The sequence below is a fragment of the Devosia oryziradicis genome, from assembly GCF_016698645.1.
Classification (GTDB): Bacteria; Pseudomonadota; Alphaproteobacteria; order Rhizobiales; family Devosiaceae; genus Devosia; species Devosia oryziradicis.
The window spans coordinates 2,359,240-2,382,689 of the sequence record NZ_CP068047.1 but is presented as its reverse complement, the minus strand read 5'-3'; the positions used below and the strand labels follow the sequence as shown (position 1 = coordinate 2,382,689).

Genomic DNA, 23,450 nt, shown 5'->3' with positions numbered 1-23,450 from the left:
TAGTCATATTTTCTTTCCCTTGAAACCGGATAGGCAAAGGTCTAAGCCCAAGCCATCAACGTTTGCGTTGGTTCGCTCGCCCCAATTGCCTGCGCAACCCTCGCACCCGGTCGCCCGGCCGGAATAGAAACAGGCTGCCGCATGACTGATTTGCTCAGCGACTATCTGCCCATTGTCATCTTTCTCGCCGTTGCCGGCCTAATTGGCCTGGCTTTGCTGGTTGCCCCCTTCATCGTCGCGGTCAAGAACCCCGATCCGGAGAAGGTCTCGGCATTCGAAGCCGGCTTTGAGGCTTTTGACGACGCGCGCATGAAGTTCGACGTCCGATTCTACCTGGTCTCGATTCTCTTCATCATCTTCGACCTGGAAGTCGCGTTCCTCTTCCCGTGGGCCGTGGTGTTCAGAGAAGTCGGTTGGTTCGGCTTCTGGTCGATGATGATCTTTCTCGGCGTTTTGACCGTCGGCTTTATCTATGAATGGCGGAAAGGGGCCCTGGAATGGGATTGAGCGAACAGAACGGAACGCTGATCGCTCCACGCCCCACCGGCCTCATCGATCCGCGGACCAACAAGCCCGCTGGTGCAACCGACCCGTTCTTCACTGACGTCACCGACGAGCTGGCCGACAAGGGCTTCCTTGTTTCGACGGTTTCCCAGCTGGTCACCTGGGCCCGCACCGGCTCACTGATGTGGATGCAGACGGGTTTGGCCTGCTGCGCGGTCGAGATGATGCAGATGTCGATGCCGCGCTATGACATCGAGCGCTTCGGTACCGCACCGCGTGCTTCGCCGCGCCAGTCCGACGTGCTGATTGTTGCCGGTACGCTGACCAACAAGATGGCGCCCGCGCTTCGCAAGGTCTACGACCAGATGCCCGAGCCGCGCTATGTCATCTCGATGGGCAGCTGCGCCAATGGCGGGGGCTACTACCACTATTCTTACTCGGTGGTGCGCGGCTGCGATCGCGTCTTGCCGGTGGATATCTATGTTCCGGGCTGTCCGCCCACCGCCGAAGCGCTTCTTTACGGCATCCTGTTGCTGCAAAAGAAAATTCGCCGCACCGGCACCATTGAACGCTAGGGTCAGCCAGAATGGATGAAGTAACCCAGGTCGATCCGCTCATGGACCTTGGCGAGCACATCACTCGTGCCCTCGGCTCGGCGATTGTCTCCCAGGAAGTCGCTTTCGGCGAACTGACCCTGAATGCGGAAAAAGACGCAATCGTGGCGATCGCCACTTTCCTGCGTGACGATCCGCGCTGCCGTTTCGTCAGCTTTGTCGATATCTGCGGTGCCGACTATCCTGCCAGGGACGAGCGCTTCGACGTCGTCTACCATTTCATGAGCCCATACCTGAACCAGCGTGTCCGGGTGAAGGTCATGACGGACGACGTGACGCCCGTTCCCAGCATCACCGGCGTCTTCAAGGGCGCCGAATGGTTCGAGCGTGAGGCCTATGATCTCTATGGAATCCTGTTTTCGGGCCATGGCGATCTACGCCGCATCCTGACCGACTACGGTTTTGACGGGCACCCGCTGCGCAAGGATTTCCCAACCACGGGTTTTGTGGAAGTGCGCTACGACGAGACCCGCAAGCGCGTGGTCTATGAGCCCGTCAAGCTGATGCAGGAATACCGTTCGTTCGACTATTTGTCGCCTTGGGAAGGGACGGACTACGTGCTGCCCGGTGACGAGAAGGCCAAGCAATGACCGTTGAAGCCGAAGTCAGAAACTTCACCATCAATTTCGGGCCGGTGCACCCATCGGCCCACGGCGTGCTGCGCCTGATTCTCGAGCTCGACGGCGAGATTGTCGAACGCGTAGACCCGCATATCGGCCTGCTGCACCGCGGCACGGAGAAGCTGATCGAATCGAAGACGTACCTGCAGGCCGTCCCGTATTTCGATCGCCTCGACTATGTGGCGCCCATGAACCAGGAGCATGCGTTTGCCCTGGCCGTGGAGAAGCTGTTGGGCCTTGAAGTGCCCCGCCGCGGCCAGCTCATCCGCGTGCTGTATTCCGAAATCGGTCGCCTCCTGGCGCATCTGATGAACGTCACCACTCAGGCCATGGACGTGGGCGCGCTGACGCCGCCGGTCTGGGGCTTCGAGTGGCGCGAAAAGCTCATGATTTTCTATGAGCGTGCTTCCGGCGCGCGCATGCATGCCGCCTATTTCCGTCCCGGCGGCGTCCACCAGGACCTGCCGCAGGCGCTGATCGACGATATCGAATCCTTTTGCGGCGAGTTCCTCAAGTTCCTGGTCGATCTGGATACGCTCCTGACCGAGAACCGCATTTTCAAGCAGCGCAATGTCGACATCGGCTTGGTGAAGCTCGAAGACGCCTGGAACATGGGCTTTTCGGGCGTGATGGTCCGCGGCTCGGGCGCCGCTTGGGACCTCCGCAAGGCGCAGCCCTATGAATGCTATGCCGAGATGGATTTCGATATCCCGATCGGCAAGAACGGCGACTGCTACGACCGCTATCTCATCCGCATGGAAGAGATGAAGCAGTCCACGTACATCATGCAGCAATGCGTGGCCAAGCTGAACGCCGCCGACGGCAAGGGCCCGGTGTCCTCGCTCGACGGCAAGGTCGTGCCGCCCAAGCGCGGGGAAATGAAGAAGTCGATGGAAGCGCTGATCCATCACTTCAAGCTCTATACCGAAGGCTACAAGGTTCCCGCCGGCGAGGTATACGCGGCCGTGGAAGCCCCCAAGGGCGAGTTTGGCGTGTACCTGGTCAGCGACGGCACCAACAAGCCTTATCGCTGCAAGATCCGCGCGCCGGGTTTTGCGCACTTGTCGGCCATGGATTTCCTGTGCCGCGGCCACATGCTGGCCGACGTCTCGGCCATTCTTGGCTCGCTCGATATCGTGTTCGGAGAGGTTGATCGCTGATGGTTGCGCGTCGCCTTGCGGATGAGTCGGTTCAACCGGCCGCGTTCGCGTTTAGTGCTGAAAACGCCAAATGGGCGGAATGGAAGATCGGGCTCTACCCGGCCGGCCGTCAGCAGTCTGCCGTCATCCCGTTGCTCATGCGCGCCCAGGATCAGGACGGCTGGGTCAGCCGCGCCACGATCGAAACGATCGCCGACATGCTTGGCATGGCCTATATCCGTGTGCTGGAAGTCGCGACCTTCTACACCCAGTTCCAGCTGCAGCCGGTTGGCTCGCGCGCCCATATCCAGGTCTGCGGCACCACGCCCTGCCAGTTGCGCGGCGCCGAGAAGCTGATCGACATCTGCAAGAGCAAAATCCACCACGATCCGCACCATCTCAACGCCGATGGCACGATGAGCTGGGAAGAGGTCGAATGCGCGGGCGCCTGCGTCAACGCACCGATGGTCACGATCTACCATGACACGTATGAAGATCTGACGCCCGAGCGCTTCGAGGAAATCGTTGATGCCTTCGCCGCTGGAAACGGCGCGAGCATCAAGCCCGGTCCGCAGATCGATCGGCTGCACTCTTCATCCGAGGGCGGCCGCACGACGCTGCTCGAGGCGCCCAAGGCGACCCGTGAAAAGTTCATTCCGCCAGCCCCACCGGCCGATGCTGCACCTGCGGCTCCAGCTGCCGCGCCTGCCGCGCCTGCTGCCCCCGCGGCTCCAGTTGCGCCTCAGGCGGCGACTTCGGCAGCCAAGCCGCGCAACGTGACCGAGGAATCGGCACCCGCCATCAAGGGGACGCCTGCCGAAGCCAAGGTTTCCCAGGCGCAGGCCGAGGGCGAGCGCAAAGCAGCCAATGCGGCCGCTAAGGCCAATGGCAAGCCGAATGCGGCCATGCGCGAGGATGCTACAGGCGCTGAGTCAGACGCCGCCAAGATCGACGGCGGCAAGGCGCCAGGCAAGGCTTCCGCCAAGGCACCGGCAGCCGACGGCACTAGTGCGTCGGTAAAGAAGAGCCGCACGATCATCGCCCCCAAGGCTAATCCGGCAGAGGTTAATCCGGTCGCCGAAAAGGGTGGCAGCACGCCGCTCTTTGTTGCTCCCGCCGGTGCCCCAGACGACCTCAAGCTGATATCGGGCGTGGGCCCGGTGCTTGAGGGCCGCCTGAATGCCCTCGGCATCACAAAGTGGAGCCAGGTTGCGGCTCTGACGCCCGAACAGATCGCCCAGGTCGAAGGCTCGCTGAACTTTGCCGGCCGCGTCGCCCGCGACAACTGGCTGGCCCAGGCCGAGGTTCTCGCCCGTGGCGGCGAGGCAGAATACATCCGCGTCTTCGGCAAGAAGCCGCGTTAGGAGTGTGAAGAGTGCTCGCTGACAAGGATCGCATTTTCACCAATCTCTACGGCCAGGGCGACTGGACGCTCGAGGGCGCGCGTTCGCGCGGCGCCTGGGTGGGCACCAAGGAGTTCATCGACGCCGGGCGCGACTGGATCACCAACGAGGTCAAGGCGTCTGGCCTGCGTGGCCGTGGCGGCGCCGGTTTCCCGACCGCGCTCAAGTGGACCTTCATGCCCAAGGTCAATGACGGCCGTCCGCACTACCTGCTGGTCAATGCCGACGAGTCCGAGCCCGGCACATGCAAGGACCGAGATATCTTGCGGCATGATCCGCACCATCTGGTGGAAGGCTGCCTGCTTGCTGCCCGCGCCATGGATGCGCATCTCGCGTTCATCTACGTTCGTGGCGAGTTCATCCGTGAGCGCCAACGCCTCGAGGCTGCCGTCGAGCAGGCCTATGAAGCCAAGCTGATCGGCAAGGACAATATCCACGGCTGGGACCTTGATATCATCGTCCATCACGGCGCCGGCGCCTACATCTGCGGCGAGGAAACTGCCCTGATGGAGTCGCTGGAAGGTAAGAAGGGCCAGCCGCGCCTCAAGCCGCCATTCCCGGCCGGCATGGGCGTATATGGCAACCCGACGACCGTGAACAATGTCGAGTCGATTGCCGTCGTCCCGGAAATCCTGCGCCGCTCGGGCGCCTGGTTCGCCTCGATTGGTCGTGCCAACAATACCGGCACCAAGCTGATGTGCGTGTCTGGCCATGTGAACAAGCCGGCGACGTTCGAAGAGGCCATGGGCGTCACTTTCGAAGAGATCATCGAAAAGCACTGCGGTGGCATTCGCGGCGGCTGGGACAACCTGCTCGCCGTAATCCCCGGCGGCGCCTCGGTTCCCTGTGTGCCCGGCCACAAAATCCGCAATGCCGTCATGGACTTCGACGGCCTGCGCGAAGTCGGCTCGTCCCTCGGCACTGCTGCCGTGATCGTCATGGACAAGCAGACCGACATCATCAAAGCCATCTGGCGCCTCTCGGCTTTCTACAAGCATGAGAGCTGCGGCCAGTGCACGCCGTGCCGCGAAGGCACCGGCTGGATGATGCGCGTCATGGAGCGCATGGTCGAAGGCCGCGCCCAGAAGCGCGAAATCGACATGTTGTTCGAAGTGACCAAGCAGATCGAAGGCCACACCATCTGCGCCCTCGGCGACGCCGCCGCATGGCCGATCCAAGGCCTAATCCGCAACTTCCGTCACGTGATCGAAGAGCGGATCGACCAGTATACATATTCGTCCACCAGCGACGGCGCCGTGCCGTCGATCGCTGCGGAGTAGGGCAATGGCTTCCATCAAGGTCGACGGCCAGCTCGTCGAAGTTCCTGATTACTACACGCTGATGCAGGCCGCCGAAGCAGCCGGCGCGGAAATCCCGCGCTTCTGCTACCATGAGCGCCTGTCGGTGGCCGGCAATTGCCGCATGTGCCTGGTCGAGGTGAAGGGTGGTCCGCCCAAGCCGCAGGCCTCCTGCGCCATGGCCGTCAAGGATCTGCGTCCCGGCCCCAATGGCGAACCGCCCGAAATGTTCACCAACACGCCGATGGTCAAGAAGGCCCGCGAAGGCGTGATGGAATTCCTGCTGATCAATCACCCGCTGGATTGCCCGATCTGCGACCAGGGCGGTGAATGCGACCTGCAGGACCAGGCCATGGCCTATGGCGTGGACAAGAACCGCTTCGCCGAGAACAAGCGCGCCGTCGAGGACAAGTATATTGGCCCCTTGGTCAAGACCTCGATGAACCGCTGCATCCACTGCACGCGTTGCGTCCGCTTCACCACCGAAGTGGCCGGCATTGCCGAAATGGGCCTGCTGGGTCGCGGCGAAGACGCCGAGATCACCACCTATCTCGAGCAGGCACTCTCGAGCGAGCTGCAAGGCAACGTCATCGACCTCTGCCCGGTCGGCGCGCTGACCAGCAAGCCCTACGCCTTCAACGCCCGCCCGTGGGAACTGGTGAAGACCGAATCCATCGACGTAATGGACGCCGTCGGCTCCAACATCCGCGTCGACAGCCGTGGCCGCGAAGTGATGCGCATCCTGCCGCGCATCAACGAGGCGATCAACGAAGAGTGGATTTCCGACAAGACCCGCTTCATCTGGGATGGCCTCAAGAGCCAGCGGCTCGATCGCCCCTATGTGCGCAAGTCCGGCAAGCTGCAGCCTGCATCGTGGGACGAAGCGCTCGCCGCCGTCGCCGCCCGCCTCAAGAAGGCGGGCAACAAGGTCGGCGCCATTGCCGGTGACCTGGCCGCTGTCGAAGAAATGTATGCGCTCAAGGCGCTGCTGGCTTCGATCGGCTCGGGCATGACCGACGTCCGCCCGGCCATGTCTGGCATCGATCCGTCCATGCCGCGCTCGGCCTACCTGTTCAATCCCACCATTGCCGGGATCGAGCAGGCCGACGCCATTGTCATCATCGGCGCCAATCCGCGCAAGGAAGCGTCGCTGATCAATGCGCGCATCCGCAAGACTTGGCGCGCCAAGGGCCTGCCGATCGCAGTGATCGGCGAGCAGGCTGACCTGACTTACACCTACAGCTACCTCGGCGAGGGCTTCGAGTCTCTGGCTGATCTCGCTGCCGGCAAGGGCTCGTTCGGCGAAATCCTGGCCAATGCCAAGAACCCGCTGATCATCGTCGGCGAAGGCGCCGTCTCGCATGCCCAACTCGGCAAGCAGGTCGGCCGCGACGTGATCGCCCTGGCATCCAAGCTGGCAACAGGCACCAATGTTGCCGAAGGCTGGAATGGCTTTGCACTGCTGCACAATGCCGCCAGCCGCGTTGGCGGCATTGATATCGGCTTCGTCCCGCATGACGGCGGCGTCTGCTCGGCCGACCAGATTGCACTGGCTGGCAAGGGCGAGCTCGACACGCTGTTCCTGCTTGGCGCCGACGAATACGACACCTCGGCCATGGGCAAGGCATTCGTGGTCTATATCGGCTCGCATGGCGATGCCGGTGCGCACCGCGCCGATGTCATCCTGCCGGGCGCGACCTATACCGAAAAGTCCGGCACCTATGTCAACACAGAGGGCCGCGTCCAGGTGACCAACCGCGCCGTGTTCCCGCCGGGTGACGCCAAGGAAGATTGGGCCATCATCCGGGCACTTTCGGGCGCCATGGGCAGGCCGCTGCCGTTCAATTCGCTGCAACAGCTCCGCGCTGCCATCTATGCCGAATTCCCGCATCTGGCTCGCATCGACCAGATCGCCGCCGGTTCGGTGGCTGACGTGGCCAAGCTCGCCAAAGCTGCAATCAAGACCAAGTCGGCGCCCTTTGGCTCGGCCGTCGCCGACTTCTATCTCAGCAATCCGATCGCGCGCGCTTCGGCCGTGATGGGCGAGTGTGCCGCCACGGCCGCTGGCCTGCGCCAGGCCGCGGAGTAGGGGAGAACAATGGACTTTATTCTCTCCGCCCTCGACTACCTGCTCGGCATCCCGGTCCTTGGCTGGGGCATGCATGTGGGCCTGATCTACAAGGCGCTGCTGCTGCTGGTTGGCCTCCTGATCTTCACCGCCTTCATCCTGCTGGCTGACCGCAAGATCTGGGCTGCCGTGCAGCTGCGCCGCGGCCCCAACGTGGTGGGTCCCTTCGGCCTGCTGCAGAGCTTTGCCGACCTGCTGAAGTTTGCGCTCAAGGAAGCCGTCATTCCGGGCGGCGCCGACAAGGTGCTGTTCCTCCTGGCGCCTTTGATCACCGCAACGCTGGCCTTGGCCGGCTGGGCCGTGATCCCGGTCGATGCGGGCCTCGCCATCGGCAATGTCAACCTCGGCATCCTCTACCTCCTCGCCATCTCCTCGCTCGGCGTTTATGGCGTCATCATCGGCGGCTGGGCGTCGAATTCGAAGTATCCGTTCCTCGGCTCGCTCCGTTCGGCCGCGCAGATGGTGTCCTACGAAGTCTCGATCGGCCTCGTAATCATCACCGTGCTGCTCTGTGTGGGTTCGCTGAACCTGCAGGACATCGTCCTCGCGCAGCAGGAAATGGGCCTGGCCCATACACTCGGCGTGCCGTGGCTGTCGTTCCTCAACTGGTTCTGGCTGCCGCTGTTCCCGATGTTCGTGGTGTTCTACATCTCGGCCCTAGCTGAGACGAACCGCCCGCCGTTTGACCTGGTCGAAGGCGAATCCGAGCTGGTGGCCGGCTTCATGACCGAATATTCGGCCACGCCATACCTGCTGTTCATGCTGGGCGAGTACATCTCGATCCTGCTGATGTGCGCCATGACCACCATCCTGTTCCTGGGTGGCTGGGCTTCGCCGATCGACCTGCCGCCGTTCACCTGGATTCCGGGCCTGGTCTGGTTCTTCATCAAGGTGAGCATGGTGTTCTTCCTGTTCGCCATGGCCAAGGCCATCGTGCCGCGCTACCGCTATGACCAACTCATGCGCATCGGCTGGAAGCTGTTCCTGCCGCTGTCGCTCGCCATGGTCGTCATTGTTGCTTTCGTCCTCCAGCTGACCGGCTGGGGCTGGCATGGAGGGATGGCCTGATGCGCGCCACCCAATTCGTCAATACGCTGCTGCTCACCGAGTTGGTAAAGGCCTTCGGCCTGACCATGCGCTACTTCTTCTCGCCGCGGCCGACCATCAACTACCCTTTCGAAAAGGGCCATGTTTCGCCGCGCTTCCGCGGTGAGCATGCCCTGCGCCGCTATCCCAATGGCGAAGAGCGCTGCATTGCCTGCAAGCTCTGCGAGGCCATCTGCCCGGCCCAGGCCATCACGATCGAGGCCGGTCCGCGCCAGAACGACGGCACACGCCGTACGGTGCGCTACGACATCGACATGGTGAAGTGCATCTATTGCGGCTTCTGCCAGGAGGCATGCCCGGTCGACGCCATCGTCGAAGGCCCGAACTTCGAATTTGCAACCGAAACGCGTGAAGAGCTCTACTTCTCTAAGGAAAAGCTCCTCGCCAATGGCGACCGTTGGGAGCGCGAAATCGCCCACAACCTCAGCGCCGACGCGCCGTATCGCTGAGAGGGAAGAGCATGACCCTTCCACTATTCTTCTTCTACCTGTTCTCGGCAGTCGCCATCCTGTCGGCCGTGATGGTCATTTCGGCGCGCAATCCCGTGCATGCCGTGCTGTTCCTGATCCTGGCGTTCTTCAATGCCTCGGGCCTGTTCATGCTGGCCGGTGCCGAGTTCCTGGCCCTGCTGCTGATCGTCGTCTATGTGGGCGCGGTTGCCGTGCTCTTCCTGTTCGTGGTCATGATGCTCGACGTGGACTTCACCTCGTTGCGGTCCGGCTTCCTCCAGTATGCGCCGGTCGGCGTGATCGTCGGCATCGTGCTGCTGCTCGAACTGCTGCTGCTGGCCGGTAGCTTCGTCATTTCGCCCGAGGCGGCCGGTGGGTCGGCGCTGCCGATCGATGGTGCCGTCGACAACATGACCGCCATCGGGCTGGTGCTCTATACGCGCTACATTTTCCTGTTCCAGGGTGCGGGTGCCGTGCTGCTGGTCGCCATGATCGGCGCCATCGTGCTGACCCTGCGTCACAAGAGCAACGTCAAGCGCCAGAACCCGATCGATCAGGTCGCTCGCCGGGCTTCGGAAACGCTGCAAGTCGTCAAAGTCAAGAGCGGTCAAGGGTTGTAGGAGGCAAACATGGGCTTGGGTATCGGGCTCGGTCACTACCTGACCGTAGCAGCAATCCTGTTCACGCTCGGCGTGTTCGGCATCTTCATCAACCGCAAGAACGTCATCGTCATCCTGATGTCGGTCGAACTGATCCTGTTGGCCGTCAACCTCAACATGGTGGCCTTCAGCGCGCAGCTCAATGACCTGCAGGGGCAGGTTTTCGCGCTGCTGATCCTCACCGTGGCTGCCGCCGAGGCTGCCATCGGCCTTGCCATCCTCGTCATTTTCTACCGCAACCGCGGCTCCATCGCGGTTGAGGACATCAGCAGCATGAAGGGCTAAGCCACCGCTATGATCTATCAGGCGATTGTTTTCCTGCCCCTCATCGGCGCGCTGATCGCGGGGCTCCTTGGCCGCACGATCGGTCATCGGCCGAGCGAGTATATCACCACCGGCCTGCTGATCATTTCGGCGGTGCTGAGCTGGGTCGTCTTCCTGCCCGTCGCCTTTGGTGGCGGTCTGGCGGGAGCCGTGACCGACGGCCATACGGCCGTCGTCAAGGTCGAGGTCATGCGTTGGATCCAGGTCGGCGACATGGACCTGCGCTGGATCCTGCGCATCGATACGCTGACGGCCATCATGCTGGTTGTGGTCAATACCGTGTCGGCGCTGGTTCACACTTATTCCATCGGCTACATGGCCGACGATCCGCATCGCAATCGCTTCTTCGCCTACCTGTCGCTCTTCACCTTCGCCATGCTGATGCTAGTGACGGCCGACAACTTCCTGCAGATGTTCTTCGGCTGGGAAGGCGTGGGCCTGGCCTCCTATCTGCTCATCGGCTTCTGGTACACGCGTCCTTCGGCAACCGCTGCTGCAATGAAGGCCTTCATCGTCAACCGCGTCGGTGACTTCGGCTTTGCCCTCGGCATTTTCGGCGCCTTCTTCGTGCTCGGCCATGCCGATTTCGACGGGGCTTTCCATACCGCCGGTGAGCTTGCCACCACGGGCCTGCCGATCATGCAGTTCCTCGGCTGGCAGCTCGATGCGATGACTGTGATCTGCCTGCTGCTGTTCATGGGTGCCATGGGTAAGTCGGCACAGTTCCTGCTCCACACCTGGTTGCCGGACGCCATGGAAGGCCCGACCCCGGTGTCGGCGCTCATCCATGCCGCAACCATGGTGACCGCGGGTGTCTTCATGGTGGCGCGCCTGTCGCCGCTGTTCGAAACCTCGCCCTTCGCCCTGACCGTCGTGCTGGTCATCGGCGCCATCACTGCCTTCTTCGCGGCGACGGTTGGCCTGGTGCAGAACGACATCAAGCGCGTCATTGCTTACTCAACCTGTTCGCAGCTCGGCTACATGTTCGTGGCGCTCGGGGCAGGGGCCTATTCGGCCGGCGTGTTCCACCTCTTCACCCACGCCTTCTTCAAGGCGCTGCTGTTCCTGGGCGCCGGCGCGGTTATCCACGCCATGCACCATGAGCAGGACATGCAGAACATGGGCGGCTTGCGCCACAAGATCCCGGTGACCTATGCCATGATGCTGATCGGCACCCTGGCGCTGACCGGCGTCGGTATTCCAGGCACCGAATGGTTGGGCTTTGCCGGCTTCTTCTCCAAGGATTCCATCATCGAGGCTGCCTATGCCGTCGGCGGCAATGCAGGCACTTTTGCCTTCTGGCTGCTCGTTGTTGCTGCGCTGTTCACCAGCTTCTACTCGTGGCGCCTGATCCACCTGACCTTCCATGGCGCGCCGCGCCCGGCTGGGCACGACGCGCACGGCCATGACGACCATGCCGCGCATGGTCACGACGACCACGCTCATGATGATCATGGCGACGACCACCACGGCTCGGCTTATGACCACGCCCATGAAGCACCCAACGTCATGCTGGTGCCGCTCTATGTGCTGGCCGTAGGCGCTGTGCTGGCTGGTGCGGTGTTCTACGGGATGTTCTTCCACGACGTGGAACATATCGAGCACTTCTTCGCCGGTGCGCTCGTCGTCGATCACGAGATCATCGAAGCCGCCCACCACGTCCCGCTCTGGGTCAAGTGGAGCGCGACCTTCGCCATGATCATCGGCTTCGTCACCGCCTACATCATGTATATCCGTCGCCCCGACCTGCCGGGCAAGCTGGCCGCCCAGAACCCGGGCCTCTACCAGTTCCTGCTCAACAAGTGGTACTTCGACGAGCTCTACAACACGATCTTCGTCAGGCCGGCTCTATGGATCGGTCGCGCCTTCTGGAAGGGCTTCGATGATTGGCTGATCGACGACAAGCTCACCGAAGGCCTCGGCCGCCGGGTGCAGAACGTGACCTCCTGGGTCACCAAGCTCCAGTCGGGCTATGTCTACCACTACGCTTTCGCCATGCTGATCGGCGTGGCGGCACTGCTGACCTGGGCCATCGCGGCCGGGGGACTGATCTGATGACCTTCGAAAACTCCATCCTCACAGTCCTCACCTGGCTGCCCATGTTGGGCGCGGCGGTGCTGCTGTTCACGCCCAAATCGTCGCTCGGCGCCATCCGCTGGATTGCACTGATCGTCACGGTCATCATTTTCGTGCTATCGCTGGCCCTGTGGCAGAGCTTCGACCCGGCCAATCCGGGCTTCCAGTTCGTGGTCAACAATGCCTGGATCGGCGACACCATCGGCTACCGCGTTGGCGTCGACGGCATCTCGGTGCTGTTCGTCGTGCTGACCGCGCTGCTCATGCCCTTCGCCATCCTGGCGAGCTGGGAAAGCGTCGAGACCAAGGTCAAGGAATACATGATCGTATTCCTGATCCTGGAAACGCTGATGATCGGCGTGTTCACCACGCTCGATCTGGCCATGTTCTATGTCTTCTTCGAAGGCACGCTGCTGCCGATGTTCCTGATCATCGGCATCTGGGGCGGCTCCGCCCGCATCCAGGCCAGCTACAAGTTCTTCTTCTACACCTTCATCGGCTCGGTGCTGATGTTGCTGGCGATCATGGCCATGTACTGGAATGGCGGCACGACCGACATTTCCAAGCTCCTGACCCATGACTTCCCGGCATCCTGGCAGCCCTGGCTCTGGTGGGCGTTCTTCGCCTCGCTGGCCGTCAAGATGCCGATGTGGCCGTTCCATCGCTGGCTGCCGGAGGCGCACGTGCAGGCGCCGACTGCCGGCTCGGTGATCCTGGCCGCCATCCTGCTCAAGCTGGGCGGCTACGGCTTCCTGCGCTTCAGCCTGCCCATGTTCCCCGACGCCTCGGCCCAGTTCGCCAACATCGTCTTCTTCCTGTCCGTTGCAGCCATCATCGTGACTTCGCTGGTCGCCCTGGTGCAGACCGACATCAAGAAGCTGATCGCCTATTCGTCGGTCGCCCACATGGGCTTTGTGACCATGGGCATCTTTGCCGGCAATGCGCTGGGCATCCAGGGCGCCATGTTCCAGATGCTGAGCCACGGCATCGTCTCGGGCGCGCTCTTCCTTTGCGTCGGCGTGGTCTACGACCGCATGCACACCCGCGATATTGCGGCCTATGGCGGCCTGGTCGAGCGCATGCCGCGCTATGCCTTCGCCTTCATGGTCTTCACCATGGCGAATGTCGGCCTGCCAGGTACGTCGGGTTTCGTCGGCGAATTCCTGACCATGATCGGCGTCTTCCAGGTCAACACCTGGGTGGCCTTCGGCGCGGCGTTCGGCGTGATCTTCTCGGCCGGCTATGCTCTCTGGCTGTATCGCCGGGTGATCTTCGGTGCACTGACGAAGGATAGCCTCAAGGGCATCCTTGATCTCGACCTGCGCGAAAAGGTCATTCTCTATCCGCTGATCGTGCTGACGATCGTCTTCGGCTTCTACCCGGCGCCGATCCTCGACACCACGGCCGCTGCCGTCGACAATCTCGTCACCCACTATGCGACCTCGGTCGGCCTCGACCCGGCCATATCGCTGGCCGAGGCCCAGGCACCGCTGGCTCACGCCGAGCCTATTGCTGCCGAAGGTGGCGAACACGCTGCTGAAGAGCCGGCCGCAGAGCCGGCAGCCCACTAGGAGTAAGCCCCGTGAACTCAGACGTTATCGATTTCGCGAGCCTGGCTCCCGCCTATCCGGAAATGCTTCTGGCCATTGGCGCCGTGGTGCTGCTGGTCGTCGGCGTGGTGATCAATAAGGAACGTTCGATCCTTGTATCCTATGCCTCGGTGCTGCTGCTGCTCGTAGTGGCGGCGATCATCCTGTTCGCGCCGGCTGAAGGCGTGCTGTTCAACGGTGTCTTCATCGCCGACAGCTTCGCCCGCTTCATGAAGGTGTTAGTGCTGGGCGGCTCGGCGTTCTCGCTGCTGCTGGCATTGCCGCGTGCCGAGGAGCAGGGCACACACAAGTTCGAATATGCGATCCTGGTGCTGCTGGCGACGCTTGGCATGATGGCCATGGTTTCGGCCAACGACCTGATGAGCCTCTATGTTGGTCTAGAGCTCCAGTCTTTGTCGCTCTACGTCCTCGCCGCTATCAAGCGCGACGACGGCAAGGCGACTGAAGCCGGCCTCAAGTACTTCGTGCTCGGTGCCCTGAGCTCGGGCATGCTGCTCTATGGCGCTTCGCTGATCTATGGCTTCACCGGCCATACCAACCTACAGGAAATTGTCGTCGCTATCGCCAATGAAGGCCGCTCGATCGGGCTGATCTTCGGCGTGGTGTTCCTGCTGGCTGGCGTCGCATTCAAGATCTCGGCCGTGCCGTTCCACATGTGGACGCCCGACGTCTATGAAGGTGCGCCGACCCCGGTGACGGCCTTCTTCGCCATGGGCCCTAAGGTTGCGGCCATGGCGCTGATGGTGCGGCTGGTCATGGACACCTTCCAGGGCATCGCCCACGACTGGCAGCAGATCGTTATCTTCCTCTCTATCGCCTCGATGGTGCTGGCAGCGTTTGCCGCGATCGGCCAGAAGTCGATCAAGCGTCTCATTGCCTATTCGTCGATCGGCCATGTGGGCTTTGCCCTGGTGGGTCTGTCGTCGGGCACGCAGGTGGGTGTTGAAGGCGTTGCCATCTACATGGCGATCTATGTCGCCATGACAGTAGGGCTCTTCGCCTGCATCCTGTCGCTGCGCACCGAAGCCGGCTTCGTCGAGACTATCGACGATCTCCGCGGCGCCGCACAGACGCGTCCGTTCGTGGCCGCCATCATGGCGATCATCATGTTCTCGCTGATCGGCATGCCGCCGCTCGCCGGGTTCTTTGCCAAGTGGCACGCCTTCCTCGCAGCCATCGACGCCCAGCTCTACGTGCTGGCGGTGATCGGCGTACTGGCCTCGGCGGTGAGCGCCTTCTATTATCTGCGCATCGTCAAGGTCATGTATTTCGACGAGCCTGTCGCCACGTTCGAGGCGGTTCCGGCCGAACTGAACATCATCATGGCGGTCAGCGGCTTCCTCGTCGTGACCTACTACTTCACCGTCGGCAGTCCCCTGGCCACCTTCGCCCACACTGCCGCGGGAAGCCTGTTCTAGGTGACGGACTTCGCCCTCGGGCCCAAGGCACGCGCAGCCGGCTACCGGCTCCGTGGCTATGACAGCATCGGTTCGACCAATGCGGAGGCACTCGCCGCCGCGACAGCAGGTGACCCCGGTGGCATCTGGTTCGCGGCGCGCCAGCAGACGGCGGGCAGGGGCCGGCGGGGGCGGCAGTGGATCAATCCGCACGGCAATCTTGCCGCGACGCTCTTGATCATCCCCGAGTCTGATCCCACTTCGGCAGCAACGCTGGGCTTTGTGGCCGGCGTTTCGCTCAATCGCGCGCTTTCAGCAATCCTGCCTGATGGCATGGTCAAGATCGGCATCGATGGAGCTGATGGGCTGGGTGGCGGGCGCATTGCGCTCAAATGGCCCAATGACGTGCTGGCCGACGGTGCCAAGCTCGCCGGCATCCTGCTGGAAGCCAGCAAACTGCCCAATGGACGACAGGCCGTCGCTATAGGTATCGGGGTCAATGTAGTTGCAGCGCCCGAAGGACTGCCTTATCCGGCCACCAGCCTCGCCGCATTGGGGGCGTCTCGCACCGCCGAAGACGTATTCGACGCACTCTCGGACGCTTGGGTAGATACGTTCGGCATGTGGAACGACGGCCGCGGGATCGGTGATGTACTCACGCACTGGCGCGCTTCCGCCGCGGGGATTGGTGCACCTGTCGCCGTGCAGCAGGACGGCGATGTATTGCGCGGTATCTTTGAAACCATCGACGACGACGGGCGCTTGATCATTCGCGCCGATGACAATCGCCGCATCGCAATCACGGCGGGCGACGTGCATTTTGGGGCAACGGCCAGCGCCCGAAGCTGACCACAACGACTGCGCAGACGACCGGCGACCAAAGATCGTTCCGGCGCTGCGCCTGAAAGGACTGAACTGACCCATGGCCAAAAACCAACGGGATGAACTCGTCTTCGTGCCGCTTGGCGGCGTCGGCGAGATCGGCATGAATATGGGCGCCTACGGCTTTGGGCCGGAACGCTCGCGCAAGTGGATCGTGGTCGATTGCGGCGTCACGTTCGGCGGGCCCGACCTGCCGGGCATCGAACTCATCATGGCCAACCCCGAATTTCTCGAGGAACGCGCCGATGATGTGCTGGCGCTGATCCTCACCCACAGCCACGAAGATCACTATGGCGCTGTGCTCGACCTCTGGCCGGGCTTCGAGAAGCCGGTTTTCTGCACGCCGTTCACGGCCGCCATGCTGGCCGCGAAGCGGGCAGGGGATGGCATCGTCGAAAATGTCGACGTCACCATTATGCGCCCGGGCAAGCCATTCGAGGTCGGCCCCTTCACCATCGAGGCGATCAACGTCGCGCACTCGATACCGGAATCAAATGCGCTGCTGATCACCACGCCTATTGGTCGGGTGCTGCACACCGGCGACTGGAAACTCGACCCCACCCCTGTCGGCAATGCGCCCACCGATGTGGCGCGCCTGCAGAAGATCGGCGAGGACGCCTCGACCCCGCTCGCTCTGATCTGCGACTCCACCAACGCGCTAAAGGACGGCGAAAGCCCGAGCGAGGCCGAAGTTGCGGCCAATCTGGCGGCCATGATCGCAGAATCGCCCAATCGCGTGGCGGTCACCACCTTCGCGTCCAATGTCGGGCGGGTCATCTCCATCGTGCGCGCCGCGGAAAAAGCTGGCCGCCAGGTGGTGATGTCCGGCCGTTCGCTGCACCGCATCATGGGCATCGCCAAGGAACTCGGCATGCTCGAGGGTCTGCCGCCGCTGCTCGACCAGGACGCCTATAAGACCATTGCGCGCAACAAGATCGTGCTGATCTGCACCGGCAGCCAAGGTGAGGCTCGAGCCGCCATCGCCCGCATTGCCCGCGGCGAGCATCCGGTGATCGATCTCAATGCCGGCGACCGCATGATCTTCTCGTCCTGGGCCATTCCGGGCAACGAACGCGAAGTCATCGACATCCAGAACATGCTGATCGACAAGGGCGTCGAGGTCATCACCGCCAATGACGGCCTGGTGCACGTCACAGGCCATCCCCGCCGCGATGAACTGCGCAAGCTCTATGGGTGGGTGAAGCCCGAAGTGCTGGTGCCCGTCCATGGCGAAGCAACTCATCTGCAGGCCCACGCCAAGCTTGGCCGGGATTCCGGTGTTCCCAATGTCATTGACGCGCGCAATGGTGATCTGGTGCGCCTGTTCCCCGAACCGCTGGCTTTCCCGGCAGAGGTTCGCACGGGCGAGCTCTATCTCGATGGCCTCGTCCTCTGCACTCCAGAAGAATCTGGGGTGAAGGGGCGCCGCCGCCTGTCCTTTGGCGGCCATGTCGTGGTCAGCCTTTGCGTCAATGGGGGAGGCCAGGTCGTGTCTGGTCCCGATCTCGTGATCGAGGGGCTGCCTGAGACTGAGGACGAGTCGCTGGGCGAGCTGGTCGAAGACACCATTGCCGGCGTCATCAAATCCATGCCGCCCAAGCGCCGCAGTGATACCGAGGTCCTGAACTCGGCACTGTTCAAGGCTATTCGCAACGAGGTGAATGCCTATTGGGGCCGCAAGCCCAACGTCTCGGTTTTCGTGCACCGGGTCTAGCATCAGCGGCGTGCGGCGTAGCTTCACGGCGCCGGCACGCGACTGCGGCAATAGGAAACGGCGATCCCGGCTTCCGTGGGCGTGGCTGCGGGCGTATGAGAACCTTGAGCAGCGCGAGGAATACCCATGCAGATCGGCTCCATCATCGCCGTCTTCTTCGTTATCTGGTGGCTCACCTTCGTGGCCGTCCTGCCCATCGGCAACCGTAGCCAGCACGAAGCGGGGGAGGTCGTCGCCGGCACCGATCCCGGGGCGCCGGTAGCACCGCGACTTGTCCGCAAGGTGCTCCTTGCCACGGTTCTCGCCATTGCCCTGACGGCGCTGCTGCTGTGGGGCCTCACCAATGAGACCCTGCACCACTACTGGAACCGCTAGCCCCCCTAAGCGTGGGGTGCAGCGCGCAACTGCCTATGCCACTCCTCGGTCAGGAGGTTGGCAGCATGATCAGACCAGCGACGGCGACAGCAATCGCCTTATGGAGTGTGGCCGCGCCGGCGATGGCCTGGGAGTTCGGCATGGTCGGCGACCAGACGTTCTGGACCGGGACGCGTGACCGCGAAGGCCGGACGCAGCTTGTGTTCTTCTGCACCCAGGCAATGCCGGGTATCGTCCAGTTGCAAATTCTGACGCCAGAACCAGGGCCAGCCGGACCTGTGGCGGTCGAGTTATCGATTGCTACCAGCGAGGGCCATTTTGGACCCGTCAGCGCCCGTGCCACGAGCCTGGATGGCAAACTGACGATTGCCACGACGGGTGTCGATCTAGCCGCCATGAACGCAGCCCAATCGGTCTACCTCGAGGCTGACGAAATTTCGCTGAGCTACTACGAGAGCACTTGGCACTATCCCGGGGCCGATCGGTCCGAAGGCTTCGGAGCCATGCTCGATGCCTGCGGCTAGAACCGGTATGCTCAGGCGCTTCGTCGCGGCGGCCATTCTCACGGGCATCGCGCAAAGCGCGCTGGCCTGGGACTACGTCACCGATGGTTCCGACAGCATTTACGCCGGGCACTCAAGTGCGATGCTGACGGTGACTGGCGATGCCTCCTTGTCCTTTTCCTGCACACGCTCGGCAAGGGGAATGGTCCTCTTGATGCTCGAGGTTATCCAGGAAGCGACGTCTGCCGACGAGGAAGTCATCGTTGTCGTCGAGGTTGATGGCAGGCGCTTCGATATCCCGGCGGTGTCGTTCGATGCCGGCGGCGTGCAAGGCGCCACCACCTTCAGTCGCCTATCCGCCGTGACAGAATTGGTGGACAGTCTCGAGCATAGCGAGGGCAGGGTGTCGGTTCGGTTTGCCGGACGCATTCTGGAATTTGCCGGCGCAAAGGACGATGACAGCTTTGCTCGCATGCTGGAGGTATGCGGCTAGCGCTTGCGCTTGGGCTTGCCCACGGCATGTGCATGCGCCATTTCGAGCGCGGCGCGCAAATCGTCCTCGCTGGCCGGTCCCAGGGTCATCGTCGTCCATCCGCTCCTGCCCCAGGCATTGTTCACCGGCGCGAACAAGTCTGGCGCCAGCTGGCATTTGAACTCCTGCTCGTCCGGCGTGAACTTGAAGTTGGCGGTGCTTTCGCTGGCATCCAACGTGACAAAGATGCGGTCTGCGCGAAAGGCCGCGCGGTCGAAGTGCGGTGCTTCGGTTGTGTCAGGCAGGGCAAGTACCATGCGCCTGAGGTCTGCGCCATCTGCCATCCAAAACTCCCCTGAACTGCCCGTCGGAGCTTATCTTGACTGTCAGAAACAAAAAAGCGGGGCACAGGGCCCCGCTGAAAAGAGTTTGTTCGACAATACGTTGGTCTTAGGCGCGCTACTTAAGCGGCTGCCAACGCTCCTCCCTTGACGTTGTCGACGTCCAGCGGTTTTGAACCGCCTTCGCTTTATTGCGAGGGACCCTAACAACAGATTTTCGCCCTGTCACGCAGATTCTGCATGCCTTCCATGCTTGCATCAGATGGACGAGTAGGATTTGAGTGGGCATCAACAAAAGCCTTGAGTCGACGGACGTTTCCGGGAGTTTCACATGCGCCTGTCTCGCTACTTTTTGCCGGTGCTGCGCGACGTCCCCAAGGAAGCCGAAATCGTCTCGCACCGTCTTATGCTCCGTGCCGGCATGATCCGCCAGCAGGCCTCCGGTCTCTATTCCTGGCTGCCGCTCGGCTACAAAGTGCTGATGAAGGTGCAGAAGATCATCGAGGAGGAGCAGAACCGCTCCGGCGCCATCCAACTGCTGATGCCGACTATCCAGTCGGCTGACCTGTGGCGCGAGTCTGGCCGCTATGACGCCTATGGCAAGGAGATGCTGCGCATCGAAGATCGCCATGAGCGCGAATTCCTCTATGGCCCGACCAACGAGGAGATGATCACTGACATCTTCCGTAGTTACGTGAAGTCCTACAAGGACCTGCCGCTGAACCTCTACCATATCCAGTGGAAGTTCCGCGACGAGGTGCGCCCGCGCTTCGGCACGATGCGCTCCAGAGAATTCCTGATGAAGGACGCCTATTCCTTCGATCTGTCCAAGGAAGCCGCAGTGGCGGCCTATGAACGCATGTTCGTGGCGTATCTGCGCACCTACGCGCGCATGGGCCTGACCGCCATTCCTATGCGCGCCGATACCGGCCCTATCGGCGGCGACCTCAGCCACGAGTGGATCGTGCTGGCCGATACCGGCGAGAGCCAGGTGTTCTGCGACCGCCGCCTGCTCGACAAGGCCATCCCGGGCGCCGATACCGATTTCCGCGGCGACCTCAATCCGATCTTCAATGATTGGACGTCGCTCTATGCCGCGACCGAGGAAATGGTCGATATGGCCGAGTACGAAGCGGCTGTTCCCGAGGAACATCGTGTTTCTGCACGCGGTATCGAAGTCGGCCATATTTTCTACTTTGGCACCAAGTATTCCGATCCCATGAAGGCGACCGTCACCGGTCCCGACGGCAAGGAAATCACCGTGCATATGGGTTCCTACGGCATTGGCCCAACGCGCCTGGTTCCGGCGCTGATTGAGGCGTTCCACGACGATGCGGGCATCGTCTGGCCGGTCTCGGTGGCGCCTTTCGAAGCCGTGCTGATCAATCTCAAGGCCGGCGACGCCGCCTGCGATGTGGCTTGCAACAAGCTCTATGATGAGCTGACGGCCGCAGGCGTCGACATGCTCTACGACGACCGCGATCAGGGCGCCGGCGCCAAGTTCACGACCGCGGACCTGATCGGCATTCCCTACCAGATCATTCTGGGGCCGCGGGGCCTTGCAGCAGGCGAAGCGGAGATCAAGCACCGCAAGACTGGCGAGCGCGAGACGCTGCCGATCGCCGATGCGGTCGCGCGCCTCAAGAGCCTCATCGAACCGCAGCGAAAGACCGACATTTGACCGATACGGCGCCGCCTCTGCTGAACAAGGGCACGCGCGCCTTTTCGCGCTTTGAGTGGATGATTGCCGGGCGCTACCTGCGTGCCCGCCGCAAGGAAGCCTTCATCTCAGTCATCGCCAGTCTCACGATGGTGGGTGTTGCCATCGGCGTCGCGACGCTGATCGTGGTGATGTCGGTGATGAATGGCTTCCGGGCCGAACTGCTGACAAAGATACTCGGGCTCAACGGCCATTTCACTGCCTATCCGATCGAGCGGGAGTTCACCGACTACAAGGAAACGGTTGCGGCGCTCGAGCAGGTCGACGGGGTGAGCTTTGCGGTCTACTTCGTCGAAGGGCAGGTGCTGGCCTCGGGGCGAGGCAGTTCCACCGGCGTGACCGTGCGCGGCATGGACGAGGAAAACCTCAAGAAGCTCAAGCTGCTCTACAACAGCCCGGAGCAGGGAGGCTGGGACCAGTGGGACGAGAGCAAGGGCGTCGCCATCGGCTACCGTCTTGCCGAAACGCTTGGCGTGAACCTGGGTGACCAGGTGCAGATCATCAATCCCGATGGTGCGATGACACCTTTCGGCTCGACGCCGCAGATCAAGTCCTATCCGGTCAACGTCATCTTCGATCTTGGCATGGTCGAGTTCGACAGCTTCTTCATGTACATGCCGCTGGAGCCGGCGCAGGACTATTTCAAGCTGACCAAGGAAGTGCTGAAGCCTGGCGTCCAACTGCCACAACAAGGGCCTCTCGATCCGCCGCTCAGCAACGAAGAGCTTGAGCAGTATTACGATCGCATCGGGCAGGCATCGGCCGCCGAAATCTTCATCGATGATCCCGACAACATTGCCGTCATGCGCCAGCGTTTGCAGGCCGACGCTTCGGCGCGGCCGCTGATCCTGACGGACTGGCAGCAGCGCAACGAGACGTTCTTCTCCGCACTGCAGGTTGAGCGCGTCGTGATGTTCACGATCCTTTCGATGATCATCCTGGTCGCCGCATTCAACATCATTTCCAGCTTGATCATGCTGGTGAAGGACAAGAGCTCCGATATCGCGGTGCTGCGCACGATGGGCGCCACGCGCGGTTCAATCATGCGGATTTTTTCCATTACGGGTACCACGATCGGGGTGATCGGCACGATGAGCGGTGTCGTGCTTGGTCTCATCGTTGCGGCCAATGCGGAGACCTTGCGCGCTTTCGTGTCCAACACGCTGGGCGTGGCCATCTTCCCGCCGGAAATCTTCTTCTTGTCGTCGCTGCCATCCAAAACCGATCCGGTCGAGGTCGCGGTGGTCATCTGCCTTGCGCTCGGCCTGAGTTTCCTCGCGACGCTCTACCCGGCCTGGCGCGCTGCGCAATACGATCCGGTCGAGGCCCTGCGCTATGAGTAAGCCGCATCTGCTTCTGACCGACGTGCACCGCCACTACGGGCAAGGCGACAGCATTGTCCGCGTGCTCGAGGCAGCCAACCTTTCCGTCAGCAGTGGCGAGCTGGTTGCCCTGGTCGCGCCATCTGGAGCCGGCAAGTCGACCCTGCTGCACCTCTCAGGGCTGCTGGAGAGTCCGCAGGGCGGCGAAGTCGCCATCATGGGTATACCCACCAGCAAGCTGGGCGATCGCGGCCGCACGCAATTGCGCCGCTCCACCGTCGGATACGTCTATCAGTTCCACCACCTGCTGCCCGAGTTCACGGCACTCGAGAATGTATCGATGCCACAGCTGATCGCCGGAAAGTCACCCGCCGAGGCCGACAAGCGATCAATGGAACTGCTGGACCTGCTGGGCGTCGGCCCGCGCGCCAGCCATCGACCGGCAGAACTGTCGGGCGGTGAGCAGCAGCGCATTGCCATTGCTCGCGCCGCCGCCAATCACCCCAAGGTGATCCTTGCGGACGAGCCGACCGGCAATCTTGATCCGGAAACCAGTGACCTGGTGTTCGGTGCCCTGGCCAACCTCATCAAGAACGAGGGCGCCGCGGCACTGATCGCCACGCACAACCACGATCTGGCGCGGCGGGCAGACCGGATCGTGACGCTGAGGGGCGGACTGGTAGTCGATCACACTTTGTGATCGAACCGAACCGGCGCATCGGCGGTTCTCCTTGTTCAAGGAGACCGGCGATGACCCTGTTGATGATCATTGGAACGATGGCAATTGTTGCGG

General features: G+C 62.2%; 23 protein-coding genes. 22 read left to right on the top strand and 1 reads right to left on the bottom strand.

Going from position 1 to position 23,450, the window contains the following annotated elements; genetic code table 11:
- The first annotated feature begins 141 nt into the window (after window positions 1-141).
- The 19 genes from JI749_RS11955 to JI749_RS11865 all read left to right on the top strand — a co-directional run bounded on the left by JI749_RS11955 (window position 142) and on the right by JI749_RS11865 (window position 19,295).
- The gene (locus JI749_RS11955) at window positions 142-507 is read left to right on the top strand and encodes an NADH-quinone oxidoreductase subunit A (protein WP_201654024.1); all 366 of its coding nucleotides are present in this window, start codon (window positions 142-144) and stop codon (window positions 505-507) included.
- Window positions 498-1,079 (top strand): NuoB/complex I 20 kDa subunit family protein, encoded by a 582-nt coding sequence (locus JI749_RS11950; protein WP_201654021.1) that lies wholly within the window; start codon window positions 498-500, stop codon window positions 1,077-1,079. The genes JI749_RS11955 and JI749_RS11950 overlap by 10 nt, the downstream gene beginning before the upstream one ends.
- 11 nt (window positions 1,080-1,090) lie before the next feature.
- Window positions 1,091-1,708 carry an NADH-quinone oxidoreductase subunit C gene (locus JI749_RS11945; RefSeq protein ID WP_211200657.1) on the top strand — a complete coding sequence of 206 codons (618 nt, stop codon included), beginning with the start codon at window positions 1,091-1,093 and terminating at the stop codon, window positions 1,706-1,708.
- Window positions 1,705-2,898, top strand: a complete 1,194-nt coding sequence (locus tag JI749_RS11940; RefSeq protein ID WP_201654018.1) for an NADH-quinone oxidoreductase subunit D — start codon at window positions 1,705-1,707, stop codon at window positions 2,896-2,898. Before JI749_RS11945 ends, JI749_RS11940 begins: the two co-directional genes overlap by 4 nt.
- Entirely contained in the window at window positions 2,898-4,241 is a 1,344-nt protein-coding gene (gene nuoE, locus JI749_RS11935) for an NADH-quinone oxidoreductase subunit NuoE (RefSeq protein WP_201654015.1), read from the top strand. Before JI749_RS11940 ends, nuoE begins: the two co-directional genes overlap by 1 nt.
- Before the next feature lie 11 nt (window positions 4,242-4,252).
- The gene (gene nuoF / locus JI749_RS11930) at window positions 4,253-5,560 is read left to right on the top strand and encodes an NADH-quinone oxidoreductase subunit NuoF (RefSeq protein ID WP_201654012.1); all 1,308 of its coding nucleotides are present in this window, start codon (window positions 4,253-4,255) and stop codon (window positions 5,558-5,560) included.
- A gap of 4 nt (window positions 5,561-5,564) precedes the next feature.
- The gene (gene nuoG, locus JI749_RS11925; RefSeq protein WP_201654009.1) at window positions 5,565-7,667 is read left to right on the top strand and encodes an NADH-quinone oxidoreductase subunit NuoG; all 2,103 of its coding nucleotides are present in this window, start codon (window positions 5,565-5,567) and stop codon (window positions 7,665-7,667) included.
- Window positions 7,668-7,736: 69 nt separating this feature from the next.
- Complete coding sequence (gene nuoH / locus JI749_RS11920; RefSeq protein ID WP_233280933.1) at window positions 7,737-8,774, top strand: NADH-quinone oxidoreductase subunit NuoH; 1,038 nt, start codon at window positions 7,737-7,739, stop codon at window positions 8,772-8,774.
- Window positions 8,774-9,262, top strand: coding sequence for an NADH-quinone oxidoreductase subunit NuoI (nuoI, locus tag JI749_RS11915; RefSeq protein WP_201654002.1), 489 nt, complete (start codon window positions 8,774-8,776; stop codon window positions 9,260-9,262). Before nuoH ends, nuoI begins: the two co-directional genes overlap by 1 nt.
- An 11-nt stretch (window positions 9,263-9,273) precedes the next feature.
- Entirely contained in the window at window positions 9,274-9,882 is a 609-nt protein-coding gene (locus tag JI749_RS11910) for an NADH-quinone oxidoreductase subunit J (RefSeq protein WP_201653999.1), read from the top strand.
- Between the two features lie 15 nt (window positions 9,883-9,897).
- Entirely contained in the window at window positions 9,898-10,206 is a 309-nt protein-coding gene (nuoK, locus tag JI749_RS11905; RefSeq protein WP_201662778.1) for an NADH-quinone oxidoreductase subunit NuoK, read from the top strand.
- Window positions 10,207-10,215: 9 nt separating this feature from the next.
- On the top strand, window positions 10,216-12,300 hold the full coding sequence (gene nuoL, locus JI749_RS11900) for an NADH-quinone oxidoreductase subunit L (RefSeq protein ID WP_201653996.1): 2,085 nt from the start codon (window positions 10,216-10,218) through the stop codon (window positions 12,298-12,300).
- Window positions 12,300-13,892, top strand: a complete 1,593-nt coding sequence (locus JI749_RS11895; RefSeq protein WP_201653993.1) for an NADH-quinone oxidoreductase subunit M — start codon at window positions 12,300-12,302, stop codon at window positions 13,890-13,892. Before nuoL ends, JI749_RS11895 begins: the two co-directional genes overlap by 1 nt.
- 11 nt (window positions 13,893-13,903) lie before the next feature.
- Complete coding sequence (nuoN, locus tag JI749_RS11890) at window positions 13,904-15,349, top strand: NADH-quinone oxidoreductase subunit NuoN (RefSeq protein ID WP_201653988.1); 1,446 nt, start codon at window positions 13,904-13,906, stop codon at window positions 15,347-15,349.
- Complete coding sequence (locus JI749_RS11885) at window positions 15,350-16,177, top strand: biotin--[acetyl-CoA-carboxylase] ligase (protein ID WP_201653985.1); 828 nt, start codon at window positions 15,350-15,352, stop codon at window positions 16,175-16,177. It abuts the gene before it with no gap.
- Between the two features lie 73 nt (window positions 16,178-16,250).
- Window positions 16,251-17,924: a ribonuclease J gene (locus JI749_RS11880; RefSeq protein WP_201653982.1), complete on the top strand. Its 1,674-nt coding sequence runs from the start codon at window positions 16,251-16,253 to the stop codon at window positions 17,922-17,924.
- A 126-nt stretch (window positions 17,925-18,050) separates the two neighbouring features.
- Window positions 18,051-18,299, top strand: coding sequence for a DUF1467 family protein (locus JI749_RS11875; protein WP_201653979.1), 249 nt, complete (start codon window positions 18,051-18,053; stop codon window positions 18,297-18,299).
- Between the two features lie 65 nt (window positions 18,300-18,364).
- Window positions 18,365-18,823: a hypothetical protein gene (locus JI749_RS11870; RefSeq protein WP_201653976.1), complete on the top strand. Its 459-nt coding sequence runs from the start codon at window positions 18,365-18,367 to the stop codon at window positions 18,821-18,823.
- Between the two features lie 7 nt (window positions 18,824-18,830).
- Window positions 18,831-19,295, top strand: a complete 465-nt coding sequence (locus JI749_RS11865) for a hypothetical protein (RefSeq protein WP_201653973.1) — start codon at window positions 18,831-18,833, stop codon at window positions 19,293-19,295.
- Here the strand turns inward: JI749_RS11865 and JI749_RS11860 are convergent.
- A complete protein-coding gene (locus tag JI749_RS11860) occupies window positions 19,292-19,618 on the bottom strand; it encodes an MmcQ/YjbR family DNA-binding protein (protein ID WP_201653970.1) in 327 nt (108 codons plus the stop codon). The two genes, JI749_RS11865 and JI749_RS11860, sit on opposite strands and share 4 nt — an antisense overlap.
- Before the next feature lie 328 nt (window positions 19,619-19,946).
- Here JI749_RS11860 and proS point away from each other — a divergent pair, with 328 nt between their 5' ends.
- The 3 genes from proS to JI749_RS11845 are packed head-to-tail and all read left to right on the top strand — an operon-like array spanning window position 19,947 to window position 23,357.
- Complete coding sequence (gene proS, locus JI749_RS11855; protein ID WP_201653966.1) at window positions 19,947-21,296, top strand: proline--tRNA ligase; 1,350 nt, start codon at window positions 19,947-19,949, stop codon at window positions 21,294-21,296.
- On the top strand, window positions 21,293-22,678 hold the full coding sequence (locus JI749_RS11850) for an ABC transporter permease (RefSeq protein WP_407644880.1): 1,386 nt from the start codon (window positions 21,293-21,295) through the stop codon (window positions 22,676-22,678). Before proS ends, JI749_RS11850 begins: the two co-directional genes overlap by 4 nt.
- On the top strand, window positions 22,671-23,357 hold the full coding sequence (locus tag JI749_RS11845; RefSeq protein ID WP_201653963.1) for an ABC transporter ATP-binding protein: 687 nt from the start codon (window positions 22,671-22,673) through the stop codon (window positions 23,355-23,357). Before JI749_RS11850 ends, JI749_RS11845 begins: the two co-directional genes overlap by 8 nt.
- Window positions 23,358-23,450: the final 93 nt, after the last annotated feature.

Excerpts from the sequence above, each read along its gene's own strand:
- nuoL (WP_201653996.1), top strand. The coding sequence starts at position 10,216 with ATGATCTATCAGGCGATTGTTTTCCTGCCCCTCATCGGCGCGCTGATC.
- nuoH (WP_233280933.1), top strand. The coding sequence starts at position 7,737 with ATGCATGTGGGCCTGATCTACAAGGCGCTGCTGCTGCTGGTTGGCCTC.
- JI749_RS11955 (WP_201654024.1), top strand. The coding sequence starts at position 142 with ATGACTGATTTGCTCAGCGACTATCTGCCCATTGTCATCTTTCTCGCC.
- JI749_RS11895 (WP_201653993.1), top strand. The coding sequence starts at position 12,300 with ATGACCTTCGAAAACTCCATCCTCACAGTCCTCACCTGGCTGCCCATG.
- proS (WP_201653966.1), top strand. The coding sequence starts at position 19,947 with ATGCGCCTGTCTCGCTACTTTTTGCCGGTGCTGCGCGACGTCCCCAAG.
- JI749_RS11865 (WP_201653973.1), top strand. The coding sequence starts at position 18,831 with ATGCTCAGGCGCTTCGTCGCGGCGGCCATTCTCACGGGCATCGCGCAA.
- nuoE (WP_201654015.1), top strand. The coding sequence starts at position 2,898 with ATGGTTGCGCGTCGCCTTGCGGATGAGTCGGTTCAACCGGCCGCGTTC.
- JI749_RS11870 (WP_201653976.1), top strand. The coding sequence starts at position 18,365 with ATGATCAGACCAGCGACGGCGACAGCAATCGCCTTATGGAGTGTGGCC.
- JI749_RS11945 (WP_211200657.1), top strand. The coding sequence starts at position 1,091 with ATGGATGAAGTAACCCAGGTCGATCCGCTCATGGACCTTGGCGAGCAC.
- nuoG (WP_201654009.1), top strand. The coding sequence starts at position 5,565 with ATGGCTTCCATCAAGGTCGACGGCCAGCTCGTCGAAGTTCCTGATTAC.
- JI749_RS11875 (WP_201653979.1), top strand. The coding sequence starts at position 18,051 with ATGCAGATCGGCTCCATCATCGCCGTCTTCTTCGTTATCTGGTGGCTC.
- nuoI (WP_201654002.1), top strand. The coding sequence starts at position 8,774 with ATGCGCGCCACCCAATTCGTCAATACGCTGCTGCTCACCGAGTTGGTA.
- JI749_RS11880 (WP_201653982.1), top strand. The coding sequence starts at position 16,251 with ATGGCCAAAAACCAACGGGATGAACTCGTCTTCGTGCCGCTTGGCGGC.
- JI749_RS11845 (WP_201653963.1), top strand. The coding sequence starts at position 22,671 with ATGAGTAAGCCGCATCTGCTTCTGACCGACGTGCACCGCCACTACGGG.
- JI749_RS11950 (WP_201654021.1), top strand. The coding sequence starts at position 498 with ATGGGATTGAGCGAACAGAACGGAACGCTGATCGCTCCACGCCCCACC.
- JI749_RS11940 (WP_201654018.1), top strand. The coding sequence starts at position 1,705 with ATGACCGTTGAAGCCGAAGTCAGAAACTTCACCATCAATTTCGGGCCG.
- JI749_RS11910 (WP_201653999.1), top strand. The coding sequence starts at position 9,274 with ATGACCCTTCCACTATTCTTCTTCTACCTGTTCTCGGCAGTCGCCATC.
- JI749_RS11860 (WP_201653970.1), bottom strand. The coding sequence starts at position 19,618 with ATGGCAGATGGCGCAGACCTCAGGCGCATGGTACTTGCCCTGCCTGAC.